Genomic DNA, 12,949 nt, shown 5'->3' on the forward strand with positions numbered 1-12,949 from the left:
GTTTGGGAGTGAGGGGTTGGGTGAGCGTCCCAGGACGTCTTCTCTCGCGTCGAGACTTGTAAAGTGTAACATCTAGAGCTTACAGACTTTTATTAAGATTTATATACGAGTTGTTTTCCACGAAGTCTTGCGGGTTCTGGCTTCCCGATACCTGGCACTGGGGTACTCCTGCTCGTACACTATTTTTATGATGAGTTTTGTAGTACGACACAGACAAACTGCGGGTTATAGCAGTTGGCGAAGAGAAATTTTTCTGCAATTTTCTCTATTTCTTCGTTATTGGTTTCCCAGTCATTGCAAGGAAGTTTCATTTGTTCAGGAGAGAACGATAAGCCTCCGGCTTGACGCAAAGCGTATCGCACTTCTTGGAAAAGTTAGCGATACGCGCCTTAGTGCGTCTGTTGCTCCTTTGCGATGGTACAAAGTGCCCGCTGGGGTGCGATAAGCGAAGCTTAACGCCTCCGGCGTATCGCTCTACACAAAATACTTAAGATCAATACGGTTCAGTTAGAGCCAAAAACCTTACACTGGGTAGGTTGGGGAGGACACTTCTGTGCGGGGGTTCCCCCCGTTGAAGAAAGTGTCCGTTTAAGCGTAGCGCAACCCAACAAGAAACGTTTTGTGTTGGGTTTCCTTACGTCAACCCAACCTACCTTATGCTTAACTGAACCGTTTTGTACTTAAGATAGTTAAGTTGATGAACTCGCAACTAACCGCCGTAAATCCTCTTTTCATAACCTATCCATTCTTTCTCCCGTAACAGATACTTTTGAATTTTACCAGTGCTAGTTTTTGGCAGAGTCGTAAATTCAATTTTAGTAGGGCATTTAAAAGCAGCAATTTGATTACGGCAAAATTGGATTAATTCTTGTTCTGTAACTTGCGCCCTTTCTTTGAGAGTAACAAAGGCTTTTGGCACTTCACCACGCCTAGCATTCGGTACAGCAATAACTGCACACTCTAACACGGCTTGATGGCGGTAAAGACATTGTTCAACTTCTATACTGGAGACATTTTCCCCGCTAGTAATGATGATATCTTTCATACGGTCGCGCACCTCAATATAACCGTCAGGGTGCATTACAGCTAAATCACCACTATGAAACCATCCTCCTCTAAATACTCTTTCAGTCACTTCTGGGTCATTATAATAGCCTGTCATCACCATATTTCCTCGCATCACCACCTCTCCCATTGTTTGTCCATCCGCTGGGACATCATTCATATTTTGATCTACAACTCGCAAACCATCTGCACCGATATAAGGTACGCCTTGACGTGCCATGAGTTTTGCTTTTTCTGCAATCATTAAATTGTCCCAATCTGATTGATATTCGCAAACTGTATAAGGACCATAAACTTCAGTCAAACCATAAACGTGAATAATTTTTGCGCCAATTTTAGTAATTTTTTCAATCAATGTTGGCGATGGTGGTGCGCCTGCTGTAGTGATAGTTAGAGGTTTTTCTAATAATTGCGGACAATTTGGATGATTGAACAGAGAAATTAAAATTGCAGGTGCAGCATTTAAATGAGTGACTTCTTTTTGTTGAATTAACTTCCAGATATTACCGGGGTTAAACTTACGTAAACAAATATGAGTACCACCAATAGCAGTTACCCCCCAAGTAAAACACCAGCCATTGCAGTGAAACATGGGCAAAGTCCAGAGATAAACAGAGTTAGGTGTTAGTGTTGTTTCAATGATTTCTCCTAAAGAGTTAATATATGCACCTCGATGAGAGTACATCACACCTTTGGGTTTACCAGAAGTTCCACTAGTGTAATTAATCGAAATTGTCTCCATTTCATCTGTAATTATCCAAGATAAAGGAGTCGGTTTACCAGTTTGGAGAAATGCTTCATAATCTTCACCATCTAAAGGTTCAAAACCTTCTAAATCATCAATATTGATTATATGTTTAACAGTTTCTAGATTATTTTGAACAGGTCGAATTATATTTGCTAACTCTGTATCAACAAAGAGAAATTTCGCACCGCAATCATTCAAGATATAAACAACTTCTTGGGAGGTTAAACGAGTATTAATAGATACTAAAATACCACCTGCTAAAGGCACAGCAAAATGGGCTTCTAGCATGGGTGGAGTATTGAAACAAAAGAAAGCGACGCGATCGCCTTTTTCAAGTCCAGCATGACGCAGTGCTGAGGCTAGACAATTTATCCGATTTGCAAATTCGCCGTAAGTGAAGCGTTTTTGATTATATATAATCGCAACTTTCTGACTATAGACTTTAGCATTGCGTTGAATAAAAGTTAGAGGTGTGAGAATACTGCGATCAACTGCTTGAGAGTACATAGCTAATGCTAACAGTGAATATTCACTGCATGAGCATACCATACAGTCATGCATTTCTTGTATTTACATACAATCCAGTACTTGGGTTTCATACTCGTGCTGCTTTGGAAGTTTACTACCGTTTGTTGTGCATTTGCTCAGCAAACTTCTGCCGTTGTTCTGGGTTCAAAACGTCTCGAATTGCAAGTGTATTGTCAAACTGAACATCAGCAAGTTCCTGCCTGAGTGTTCTGATTTGGTTATATTTATCGCGCACTTGGTCTTTGGATGCTGTCCCTGCCATGATAGCTTTCAATTCCTGCTGCGCTTGACGAATTGCCTGTCTTTTTTGGGCAATTTGGTCTTTGGATTGAGTACGAATCGTTTTAATTTGTTGCATCTGCTGAGGTGTCAGGTTTAAATCCTTCAACGATCCAGATTGACCAGGTTGCTGACGCTTTGTAGGTGTGGGGTTTTGAGCAACGACTTGAGGTAACAGTAAATTTGGCTTGGCAAGAGCGATACTACTACCAAGAGCAATCATTGTAGCTGCAATTATGAAAGTAGTACGATGGAGAAACATAAAACTTGTCTTCTGTAATTAGTAGGTGAATAGAACGTACTCACGACGCACACATGCGATCTGCCGCTATGCTGCAGCGAAGCTATCGCCTGTAAGGATGATTGGCTTTGCTCAATTGCGACTTCAAAGATTCAGTCTTGCTTTGTGCCTGAAAGGGTTGGGAATTTAATTTTCGTAGGTTGGGGAGGACAGTGCCCGAAGGGCAGTGGCTCCCCAACCTACAGTTAAAATTTTAACCCTTATTTATGGTGTGGTGTACTTAGTAATAATATCCCTGTTGACTTTTATATAGCCCGGCTCAATGTGGGTAAAGTGTGAACTTAACTGTAGATGGGCTTTAGGCAGTGCGTGGAAGGGAATTGATGGGTATAAATGGTGCTCTGCATGAAATGGCATATTCCACATAAAAAATCGCACAGGCAAGAGCGTCAGTGTTGTGCGTGTATTTGTGAGCAAATTAGCGTCAAGAGTGCAACCTGTATGTTCTGCCAGTAGAATAAAACGCAGAATCGGCTGACCCACTAAGAGCGGTAGTAGCCAATAAACGATAAACCAAGGCTGTCTGACTGCAATTGAGAGGATAAACCCAGCTGCATAAACAGCTAATTGCAATCGAGTGGAGCGAATCACTTCACCTCGTGCTGTTTCTGGTATAAATGGACAATCGTCAAGTTGACCGATCGCAGCGCGAAAATGCCCACGTATCTTTCCTTCCCACCAGGGTAAACCACTAATTATTAACAAATATTTACCCAGATTGCTCGGCTTAGGATCAGTGAGTTCCGGATCTTTGTCAGGAACGCGAGTGTAGAGGTGGTGCCACTTGTGGTAGTAACGGAAGAAGGTACTGTTGTAAAATGAGAGCAAGCCCGCACACCAAGCAACAGCATCATTCACAGAATTGTTAGTGAAGACGTTTCTGTGAACGCATTCGTGCATAGGTGCAAACATGGCAGCGATACTAAAGCCGTAAATTATCAGTGCAGGTATTGCTAGCGACCAATTGCCAAAGTTTGTTACCCACAGGTAGCCACTGCATCCGGTGACAGTTAGATGAAAAGCCAGTTGAACCAGCCCTTTGTAGTTAGAGCGCGTATTCAAAGCACTTAATTCTCGTACACTCAGAATCTGGCGGGGATTGTGGGGCTTATCGGCTGAGGAAGTCAATAATTCTGGTTGAGTCATTGCATCACTAGACATAATGATTATAATTAATCGTAATTAAACGTACGATACAATAAATTTTTATCAAGCGTTGGTAAATTGAACCCTCTCCGTGTCTTTAGACCGCAGAGGGGTAAGACACATCAAGTGAAATTTATTGCCCAAATTTTTGGAGTCGCTGTATAATCAAAGCTTGCCAAATAGCACGTTTCTCTCAAGAAATTTTTGCAACACAACAGTCGCAATGCCTGTTAGGTTTAGTCAATATGAAAATTATCATTGTCTAATTCATCTATTGCTTCATCTCGTTGCTTTCTAGCCTGATTTGCTATTTCATGAATATGGAGAGCACGAGCAACGCTTTCATAACAACGTTGAGTATCTTCATAACCTTGTTCAATCCAAGATTGAATATTATTGGGATCAAATCCTATTAAATCTTTTAGACCTTGAGGTTTTATAACTCTTCCTGGACGAATTTCTAAAACAGTGGTGTTTGGAAAAGCGTTTGAAAAAGTATTACGATCCCATAAACTGCCATCACTTAGATGATTGACAATAATATGGGTACAATTTGCTAATTCAAGCAATGGAGTGATGGGAGTATTGCCTTGGACATTTTTTACACCTCCTTGACCACCATCCGAATAGAAATAGTTCGTTTCGTTAACCGAAATCTGTTCAGCTTTAAATAACAGAGGAATAGCAGCTGAAGCAAGAATGGCTACGCGTTGTTGAGTTCGCTCCAGGGATTGAATATGTAAAAATTCAGAATGTTGAGTATTAATTAAGTTTACGGAAGCTATAATTGCAGAAAAGAAGTCATTTAAGCTACCTTGACTTTGATATACGGAAACATATAAAGGTAAACCTTTTTGAAGTGTTTCTAAGTCTAAATACTCGTCTAACAAATTATGGATACGACTTTCGTCCCCCAAACCTACATTTTCTGAAAATAGAGTCTGAAGATTAGCTACAGTTGATAATGCATCACTTGTTCCAGCTATTAGTGGAGCAATTTGATCAAGCAATATCTGACAAATGTATTTAATTATTTTTATTCTGTTAATCTTGATAGGACTATTAGCAGCAAGTGAGTTCCAAATTTCTTCTAAGTAGGTGGGCGCTAAAAAACACAACTAAATTAAGAAATGTAAATCGCTTAAAAGCTTATTTTTAAAAGGTTTTTGGCGCTTTACATAAGTTAACATAGTTCGGTTTAATCGTGCCTACTTACTTAAACGTGTTGATGCTTCCTGGAGATTGGGTGCTGCTGCTACAACTGCACCATTTAAAGCACCGATACTAGCACCAGCGACAGCATCAATTGAAATGTTCATGTCAGCTAGGTATTTAATCACGCCTACATGATATGCACCTCTAGCACCACCGCCAGATAAAACCAAGCCTACTCGATAAGGTTTAGTAGTCATTGTTGTGCTGTATTCGTTTTTTGTTTTCATATATCACATGAATGTCCTTCTGGCTGAAGCCAAAATCCCATACGACGGCGTTAAGCGTAGCTCTGCCGTAGGCAATCGCCTAATCTTAATACGCATCATTCATTCTTGACCCATAAGTTCAGTACAAGAATTAACTTCATACCTCTGCTTTTTCCAAATTTTCAGCGTAATTTCTAATTGACAAAACTAAGATTATCTTAAACTCTCACCGATGAGTACATATTCATTTGCGTTTATCGGTAGCATCGAACTTGCTTTTTTCATAAGGTAATATGAAAGCAATATTTGAGAGGGAGTGAATATGACTCCAGCATCTAATGGACAAGCAGTTATCATTCGTACAGAGCGTGGACTAACGATCGCAGGCACTCGGATCACGCTCTATGACCTCATGGACTTCATCACAGCTGGCTATCCACATTCGTTCATTCGTTATCAGTTCTCTGTTACCGACGAACAATTTAATGCAGCTATGTCCTATATTGAAGCAAATCGTGCTGAAGTAGAAACAGAGTATCAAACTGTTTTGAAAAAGGTAGAGGAAAATCAGAAGTATTGGGAAGAACGCAACCGTGAGCGTTTTGCCCGAATTGCAAAAATGCCACCGCCGCCCGGAATGGAAGTTGCTTGGGAAAAACTTCAAAAAGCGAAAGCCAGACTTGATTCTAAAGCATGATTTTTCTGATTGACCATAACCTTGAGAGGCAGTCTGTTATTCTCTTGGGCAACATCGCTAGTCAAGGTTGGCTTGATATAATCCCTATTCGCTTTGTTACTTTTGAGCAGGTAGCGTTACCAGTTGACAGTGATGATCGCCTTGTCTGGCGGTTTGCCCAACAGAACAAGATGATTTTACTGACTGCTAATCGAAATATGAAGGACGAAGACTCCTTAGAACAAGTGATGCGTGAAGAAAATTCACCGACTTCACTACCTGTACTTACGATTGGGAAGGTTGATCGCCTTTATGATCCTGACTATAGAGAACGCTGCGCCAACCGCAATACAGTTCAGTTAAGGATTGATCCTCCCTAGCCCTCCTTAAAAAGGAGGGAACTAAGCCCCCTTTTTAAGGGGGTTGGGGGATCTTAACAAAAGTAAACACCACTAACTGAACCGTATTGCCTTATACCCTTATACCCTTATACCCTTATACCCTTACACCCCTAGTTGTTGACTAAATTCTAAAATTCGACAATCACTGGTGCATGATCGCTGGGTTGAGGTAACTTTCTGGGAGCGACATCAATAGTGCAGCTTTTGGCACGCTCATACAAAGCAGGCGTAAGATAGTGATGGTCAATTCGCCAACCCAAATTACGGCGAAAAGATGCTGCTCGATAGTCCCACCAGGTGTAGTGTCCCCCTTCCGAGGTAAATTTGCGAAAAGCATCAGCAAATCCTAATAACAGGATATCTCGTAACGCTTGGCGCTCTGGTTCTGATGCCATGATGTGATTTTCGCTCTTTGCACTCTGATGAATATCTTTATCTTCCAGAGCAATGTTAAAATCTCCACACACACAAATAGCAGCTTGTGATAAAAGAAGCGATCGCAAATACTCCTGCAGCACTGTTAGCCAGCCCAGCTTGTATTCATACTTCTCGCTTCCCACTGCTGAACCATTGGGTACGTAAAGATTAACAATTCTTATACCATCTATTTTACCGGTAATTACCCGTTTTTGCTCATCCCAATCTGGTTGGATGTTTAATAAAGTCGGCGTAAAACCACAACTGACATCCTCTAGTGGTTGACGGCTGGCTATAGCAACACCGTTGTAAGCTTTTTGCCCTGATAGATAAAGGTTATATCCCAATTCCTCGAAAGGTGCACAGGGAAATTGTGCGTCTACAACTTTAATTTCTTGCATGCACAGGATATCAACGTCACTCACCCTCAGCCAATCAATGACGTGCCCTAAACGAGTGCGAATCGAGTTGACATTCCAAGTAGCAATTTTCATCTTAGTCAGTCGTCATTCTCCACGTGTTTGCGTCCTCTGATCACCCATCTCCTCCTCCTGCAACATTTTTAGAATTGATCCCGTTTCGGGGTTTTAGTACTTTTCGTTACAAAAATTTTAAGCCTTAATGAGCCCCAAGATAGATGAATCGTTATCTCAGCAAACAGTAATCTTATAGTATACTCCCGCTATAGGAAGAATGGCTAGTATGAAATTAGCCAACTACTATATCAGGGTAGGGTTAACCGATATTGCACTCGCGTGAGTCAGTCAGGTTAATCTAAGAAACAGATGATTAAGTACAAATGCTCTATCATCAGATATAGGTCCTAGTAATAGGACTGTCTTACTTGCTGAACCAAAACTACCTATGAAAATCGCTCAAGTAGCCCCCTTGTGGGAACGAGTTCCACCTCCAACATATGGAGGAATAGAGCTAGTGGTGAGTCGCTTGACAGATGAACTAGTGCGTCGTGGTCACGATGTCACTCTGTTCGCATCTGGCGATTCCCAAACATTGGCGAAGTTAGAAGCAGTTTATCCTCGTGCATTGCGCTTAGAACCGGAGGTCAAAGAATACGCAGCGTACGAAATGCTGGAACTGAGCCAGGTTTACCAGAGAGCACAGGAATTCGATATCATTCATTCCCACGTGGGGATAACGGCATTACCTTTGGCGAGTTTTGTACAAACATCCACTGTGCATACTGTGCACAGCAGTTTTACACCTGATAACACTAACATATACACCCACCATAAGCAGCAAGCATACGTCAGCATTAGTAACGCGCAACGCGAAATAAACCTGAACTACGTTAACACAGTCTACAACGGAATTAATCTAGAGGATTATCCTTTTGTTGCCCAACATCAAGAACCGCCATACTTGGCATTCTTAGGACGCTTCGCGCCAGAAAAGGGACCGCACCATGCGATCGCCATTGCGAAAAAAGCTGGCTGGCATCTAAAGATGGCAGGAAAGGTTGATACAGTAGACTCTAAGTTCTTTGAACAAGAGATTGCCCCACATATTGATGGAGAGCAAATTCAATACCTAAGTGAAATTAACCACGCCGCGAAAGTTGAACTGCTGGGTAATGCTGCGATCACTCTCTTCCCAATAGGCTGGCAAGAACCCTTTGGTTTGGTGATGGCTGAATCAATGGCAACTGGGACACCAGTTATTGCCATGAGTTTAGGTTCCGTACCAGAGGTTATTGCCCACGGTGTCTCAGGTTTCGTCTGTCAAAGTTACGATGAAATGGCGACAATGATTCCAGCTGCTTTGGAACTGAATCGTCAAACTTGTCGAGAACATGTAGAGAACAAGTTTAGCGTGAGCCAAATGGTTGATGGGTACGAGGCGGTGTATAGAAAAATCATACAAGGCCGCATTCATTCAAACGGTCGCATTCATGATGCAAAAATCAAAGTTTAATTAACGATTTTTTAAGCTGAGCGGCTTGCCGTGACTTGCCCCGAGCGAAGCCGAAGTGGCGTAGTCGAAGGGAGTCGAAGCTTGAACGCATCTACTACATCTATAAAATCAATTGCTTTTTAATAAGGAGGACAACGATATGAGTATGAGAACCAACGATTGCCCGTGTTGTGGCGGTTCCCTCCTACGTCATATTCGTCATGGTGAACTCTACTGGTTTTGCAAAACCTGCTGGCAAGAAGTGCCAGTATTAACCGTGAGTCAGATGCCGAACTTGGAAGGAAGAACTAAGGCATCTGTTGCTCAAACAGCAGTCAAAGCTTAGTGTCAGAAGAACAGTGAACAGTGAACAGTAAACAGTGAGTCCAGCGCTGCAGGCGGGTTTCCCGCCGTAGGCGACTGGCGAACCCGAAGGGTGAACAAGGGGTGGACGAGTCCGTTTCCTACTTGGTAACTGATAACTGATAACTGATAACTGGCAACTGCTATAACTTGTAACAACATTTTCTAGACGCTACGTATAACGCCTAGCTACAACTCGGGTTGACGCCCAGCAAGTCTCGTGAGAATTCAGTACTCAGGTAAGTCTACCATAACAACAGAACTTTTCAGTGAATAATCGGTTGTAAAAAGCTGAATATTAACTCTTTTTATCTGATAGCTACTTAGAAGAGGTATAACAGGTCAATATACCACCTGAAAAGACAATCGCAGCTAATACCAAAAACACTGTCCGTAATCCAACAAAGGTTTCTGCTACGCCTGTTAGTGCTAAGGGTAAGGAAAGAGCAATGTTAATGACGTTGTTTTGTAGACCAAAGACTTTCCCACGCATTTCTGGCGGGGTTTCTGTTTGGATAGCTGTCTGCATAGGAATACCCACCAACGCCCCAAAGACACCTAACAGTGTTATTAAAAGCAGGGCGAGCCATAATTGTTTAGTAAATATCGACAAACCGATAAGAGATGCTGCCATACCCATACATCCACACAGACTTAATTGAGTATAGGAGAAGCGCTGACCAAATAGACCTAAAACAGTTGCGCCAAGAGCAATACCAACACCTCCGGCTGCTAATAAAAAGCCAAATTGGGAAGCTTTTAAGTTAGGAATTAATTCTGCCATGCGAACGGCTAAAACGGTCAATGCTGCAAAGATTGAGAACAAAATTATCAGTTGGACAAGCGCATTGCGCAGGCGATAATTTTCTTTGAGATAACGGAAACCATCTTGCAAGTCAGCAAAAACGTGAGGAGATTCTTTTTCGCTTTGGTGAGGTTTTTCATGAGTGACAAGCAGCAATAAAACGAGTCCGGCGATCGCATAACTACAACCCACTACAAGTTCTTTGCCAAGTCCATGACTACCACCTAATTGCGACCACAGTTGATCTGCTATCCCTAACAATGGTTCCCCAACAGCAAACCCAACTATCACTGACGCCATCATTGTTGTTGTGTATAGTGAGTTGGCTGAAAGTAAATGCTGTTCTTTCACCACCAAAGGAATAGCCGCCTGTTCTGCTGGTGCAAAAAACTGCGTCAGCGTAGAAACCAAGAAAGTCACTCCCAAAAGAATAGCAAAACCTACTGGTAACATTCCCGCGACTGGTTCCCAATCATGAGTGAGCCACAGCATTGGTGGAATTGCCAAAACCAGTATACCGCGCCAAATATTTGTTGCTACTAGCACCACCTTTTTCGACCAGCGATCTACAAATACACCAGCCAGGGAACCAAAAAGGACTGCGGGAATGGTAAAAGCCATCATCAGTGTTGAAACCCAACCACTAATACTCTGCTCGCTTGTTTGAAACTGAGTATTAATAATGGCAATCATCAAAACCAGATACACTTTATCTGCCAGTTGACAAAAGACTTGACCACCCCAAAGAGCCAAAAAGTTAGCGTTTTTTAAGATCGGCAAAAATCCTTGCTCTTGTGTATCATCTGATGCTGCTTCTGGACTCGAACCAGAAGCCTCTGTTACATCTGTTATTTTTGCTACAATTGCTGTTGACTCTTGCGTGCTATGTTCTAAGTTATGATTTTTGCCATTTGTCTCACTACAATTCAGTTGATTTTCTGATTTGTGTTTGGTGACATCAGTTTTTGGGATTTCTGATGTACAATTTTTATGATTTCCAGAAACGTCTTTTGCCTGCTCGTGGAAGTTAACATGACTGGGTAAAGACCTTGGAATCTTTGGGTTATTGGCGATTTTAGGCATTGATGCCTTATTGTGTTTCCTAGCGTAACTTTGTGATAACGGCAGGATTTTTGGATCCAAATCAGACGGTTGCATCATAGTTGGCAGCAAAATAAGAATCTATTAAAGCAGCAGAGCGGATAGGGCGACCAATGTAATACTGAGTGTAGGAGCGCAAAATTTGCTCAACGGATAACCAGCTATCATTTTTAGTTACATCTTGGATGATCTCTGGTTGCGACAGATGCTGGAGTATAGCAAGCTCTGTTGCATTCAAGCGGCTTGATATAACTGGTATCTCCTGCCGATGAATAACTGTTTGGTAGTTAGCAGGCTTCTCTTTCACAGTAGCAGGAATGGCGGAAGAAGTTGAGGAACTGGCGTAATGAGGTAGGGAGGTAGAAAAATCTTGTTGTTTTCTTTTCTCCTCCTTCAGACGTTCCCAAGCACTCAGACAAATTGTTCCACCTGTTGGTATACTAAATCCTACTTGCCAAGTTGGATCTGTAAAATCTGGTATGATAGAGCGTCCAGTGATGCAACAGATTTGTACTTGGGGAGTTAATCCAGCCAAAGCTAAAAGGTGAAATATCCCATGAGCCAGATGTGCTAAAACATTTAATGTTTCTTTGTTAGGTAAAGCTTCTAAACGATTGAGATGTTCGTTGAGTAACTCGTAGAGTTCTTCTTGGGGTTGCTCGCTTAAAGCAACAGAGAGTACTATTTCTGCTAAATACTGGCTAGCACCCAACTTTCCTAAGTCTTTTGCAAGACCTGGATAAGATTTTATCGTTTGTGCTTGAGTGATTTTATCGAGCGATCGCCCTTTAGCAATCAGTAGCTCGTTTACCACAAACATTCCACTCCTACCACCTAGACTGGAGTTGTGTTTCCGTGAACCTGGGGCGACTGCTCGAATCAGACCAAACTCAGTAGTCAAAATTGTCACTAGTCTATCTGATTCTCCCAGAGCCTGAGCTTTAAGATTAATTCCAGTTGCTTTATACGTTTTACTCATTAGTCATTAGTCATTAGTTATTAGTCATGAGTCATGAGCTTAAGACAAAAGACAAAGAACAAATGACTACTCACTCTTGTCCAGCTTATGGCGCTGATGAAGCAAATCGATACTGCGAGAAGTGCCTAATCTGGTTGCACCCGCCATAATTAAGTCTAAAGCTTGGTCGATGGTGCGAATACCTCCTGAGGCTTTAATTCCAACTCTGTCTTGTGTGACTTCTTTCAAAAGTCGTACATCTTCTACTGTCACAGCGCCATTCCAACCAGTACTCGTTTTGAGAAATGCTGCTCCAGCATCCATACAGATTTCTGCTGCTAATCTTTTTTCTGCATCCGTCAGCAGGTTAGTTTCTAAAATCACCTTTACCGTTTGCCCAGTTTCTTCGCATATTTCGGCAATTTCCTGGTGTACGTTGTCAGTGTTGCCTGCTTTTAACCAGCCCAAATTTATCACCACATCTAACTCAGTTGCACCATTTTCCACTGCTTCTTGAGCTTCATACAGCTTCGTTGCAGAAGTTGTTGCCCCGGTAGGAAAGCCAATCACTGTACAAACTTTGGGCTTTTTACCGTGCAGAAGTTCTGCGGCTTGCTTCACATAAGTCGGGTAGACACAAACCGCCGCAAAATGAAATCTGTCTGCTTCTTCACACCATTGTTCAACCTGCTTTGAGGTAGCGGTTGGTATCAGCAGGGCGTGATCTATAAATGGCGCAATGTCAATGTCTGTATAATCTGCTGCCATCGCCTCTTTTGCTAATGATTAATTATTAACCTTTCTCAAAAAATTTCAAGCTATTTAGATA

13 protein-coding genes are annotated in these 12,949 nt (G+C 42.0%); 4 read left to right on the forward strand and 9 right to left on the reverse strand.

All coding sequences use genetic code 11. From position 1 onward, the window contains the following. Positions 1 to 709: 709 nt before the first annotated feature. The 5 genes from DP116_RS21075 to DP116_RS21095 all read right to left on the reverse strand — a co-directional run bounded on the left by DP116_RS21075 (position 710) and on the right by DP116_RS21095 (position 5,509). On the reverse strand, positions 710 to 2,320 hold the full coding sequence (locus DP116_RS21075) for an acyl--CoA ligase family protein (protein WP_169157034.1): 1,611 nt from the start codon (positions 2,318 to 2,320) through the stop codon (positions 710 to 712). A gap of 115 nt (positions 2,321 to 2,435) precedes the next feature. Then, positions 2,436 to 2,882 carry a Spy/CpxP family protein refolding chaperone gene (locus DP116_RS21080; RefSeq protein WP_169157035.1) on the reverse strand — a complete coding sequence of 149 codons (447 nt, stop codon included), beginning with the start codon at positions 2,880 to 2,882 and terminating at the stop codon, positions 2,436 to 2,438. Between the two features lie 243 nt (positions 2,883 to 3,125). Continuing rightward, positions 3,126 to 4,082, reverse strand: coding sequence for a fatty acid desaturase family protein (locus DP116_RS21085; protein WP_169157036.1), 957 nt, complete (start codon positions 4,080 to 4,082; stop codon positions 3,126 to 3,128). A 221-nt stretch (positions 4,083 to 4,303) separates the two neighbouring features. After that, on the reverse strand, positions 4,304 to 5,077 hold the full coding sequence (locus DP116_RS21090) for a patatin-like phospholipase domain-containing protein (protein ID WP_169157037.1): 774 nt from the start codon (positions 5,075 to 5,077) through the stop codon (positions 4,304 to 4,306). Positions 5,078 to 5,275: 198 nt separating this feature from the next. Continuing rightward, a complete protein-coding gene (locus DP116_RS21095) occupies positions 5,276 to 5,509 on the reverse strand; it encodes a patatin-like phospholipase family protein (RefSeq protein ID WP_211173420.1) in 234 nt (77 codons plus the stop codon). Positions 5,510 to 5,810: 301 nt separating this feature from the next. On the opposite strand from DP116_RS21095, the gene DP116_RS21100 reads away from it, so the two are divergent. Both DP116_RS21100 and DP116_RS21105 read left to right on the forward strand, forming a co-directional pair. Continuing rightward, entirely contained in the window at positions 5,811 to 6,185 is a 375-nt protein-coding gene (locus tag DP116_RS21100; protein WP_169157038.1) for a DUF433 domain-containing protein, read from the forward strand. Then, on the forward strand, positions 6,182 to 6,544 hold the full coding sequence (locus DP116_RS21105) for a DUF5615 family PIN-like protein (RefSeq protein WP_169157039.1): 363 nt from the start codon (positions 6,182 to 6,184) through the stop codon (positions 6,542 to 6,544). The genes DP116_RS21100 and DP116_RS21105 overlap by 4 nt, the downstream gene beginning before the upstream one ends. A gap of 149 nt (positions 6,545 to 6,693) precedes the next feature. Here DP116_RS21105 and xth read toward each other — a convergent pair whose 3' ends face one another. Beyond that, entirely contained in the window at positions 6,694 to 7,476 is a 783-nt protein-coding gene (gene xth / locus DP116_RS21110; RefSeq protein ID WP_169157040.1) for an exodeoxyribonuclease III, read from the reverse strand. A gap of 370 nt (positions 7,477 to 7,846) precedes the next feature. On the opposite strand from xth, the gene DP116_RS21115 reads away from it, so the two are divergent. Next, positions 7,847 to 8,914 (forward strand): glycosyltransferase family 4 protein, encoded by a 1,068-nt coding sequence (locus tag DP116_RS21115; protein WP_169157041.1) that lies wholly within the window; start codon positions 7,847 to 7,849, stop codon positions 8,912 to 8,914. Positions 8,915 to 9,053: 139 nt separating this feature from the next. After that, positions 9,054 to 9,239 (forward strand): hypothetical protein, encoded by a 186-nt coding sequence (locus DP116_RS21120; RefSeq protein WP_169157042.1) that lies wholly within the window; start codon positions 9,054 to 9,056, stop codon positions 9,237 to 9,239. A gap of 336 nt (positions 9,240 to 9,575) precedes the next feature. Here DP116_RS21120 and DP116_RS21125 read toward each other — a convergent pair whose 3' ends face one another. The 3 genes from DP116_RS21125 to deoC form a co-directional block, all read right to left on the reverse strand. Beyond that, positions 9,576 to 11,222, reverse strand: a complete 1,647-nt coding sequence (locus tag DP116_RS21125) for an MFS transporter (protein WP_246275731.1) — start codon at positions 11,220 to 11,222, stop codon at positions 9,576 to 9,578. Next, positions 11,206 to 12,141: a DNA repair protein RecO gene (recO, locus tag DP116_RS21130; RefSeq protein ID WP_169157043.1), complete on the reverse strand. Its 936-nt coding sequence runs from the start codon at positions 12,139 to 12,141 to the stop codon at positions 11,206 to 11,208. The genes DP116_RS21125 and recO overlap by 17 nt, the downstream gene beginning before the upstream one ends. 66 nt (positions 12,142 to 12,207) lie before the next feature. Then, positions 12,208 to 12,888 carry a deoxyribose-phosphate aldolase gene (gene deoC, locus DP116_RS21135; RefSeq protein ID WP_169157044.1) on the reverse strand — a complete coding sequence of 227 codons (681 nt, stop codon included), beginning with the start codon at positions 12,886 to 12,888 and terminating at the stop codon, positions 12,208 to 12,210. Between the last annotated feature and the right edge of the window lie 61 nt (positions 12,889 to 12,949).

This window comes from Brasilonema bromeliae SPC951, assembly GCF_012912135.1.
GTDB classification, from domain to species: domain Bacteria; phylum Cyanobacteriota; class Cyanobacteriia; order Cyanobacteriales; family Nostocaceae; genus Brasilonema; species Brasilonema bromeliae.

Coding starts and splice junctions, on each gene's coding strand:
- DP116_RS21075 (WP_169157034.1), bottom strand. CDS start 2,320: ATGTACTCTCAAGCAGTTGATCGCAGTATTCTCACACCTCTAACTTTT.
- DP116_RS21080 (WP_169157035.1), bottom strand. CDS start 2,882: ATGTTTCTCCATCGTACTACTTTCATAATTGCAGCTACAATGATTGCT.
- DP116_RS21085 (WP_169157036.1), bottom strand. CDS start 4,082: ATGTCTAGTGATGCAATGACTCAACCAGAATTATTGACTTCCTCAGCC.
- DP116_RS21095 (WP_211173420.1), bottom strand. CDS start 5,509: ATGAAAACAAAAAACGAATACAGCACAACAATGACTACTAAACCTTAT.
- DP116_RS21100 (WP_169157038.1), top strand. CDS start 5,811: ATGACTCCAGCATCTAATGGACAAGCAGTTATCATTCGTACAGAGCGT.
- DP116_RS21105 (WP_169157039.1), top strand. CDS start 6,182: ATGATTTTTCTGATTGACCATAACCTTGAGAGGCAGTCTGTTATTCTC.
- xth (WP_169157040.1), bottom strand. CDS start 7,476: ATGAAAATTGCTACTTGGAATGTCAACTCGATTCGCACTCGTTTAGGG.
- DP116_RS21115 (WP_169157041.1), top strand. CDS start 7,847: ATGAAAATCGCTCAAGTAGCCCCCTTGTGGGAACGAGTTCCACCTCCA.
- DP116_RS21120 (WP_169157042.1), top strand. CDS start 9,054: ATGAGTATGAGAACCAACGATTGCCCGTGTTGTGGCGGTTCCCTCCTA.
- DP116_RS21125 (WP_246275731.1), bottom strand. CDS start 11,222: ATGATGCAACCGTCTGATTTGGATCCAAAAATCCTGCCGTTATCACAA.
- recO (WP_169157043.1), bottom strand. CDS start 12,141: ATGAGTAAAACGTATAAAGCAACTGGAATTAATCTTAAAGCTCAGGCT.
- deoC (WP_169157044.1), bottom strand. CDS start 12,888: ATGGCAGCAGATTATACAGACATTGACATTGCGCCATTTATAGATCAC.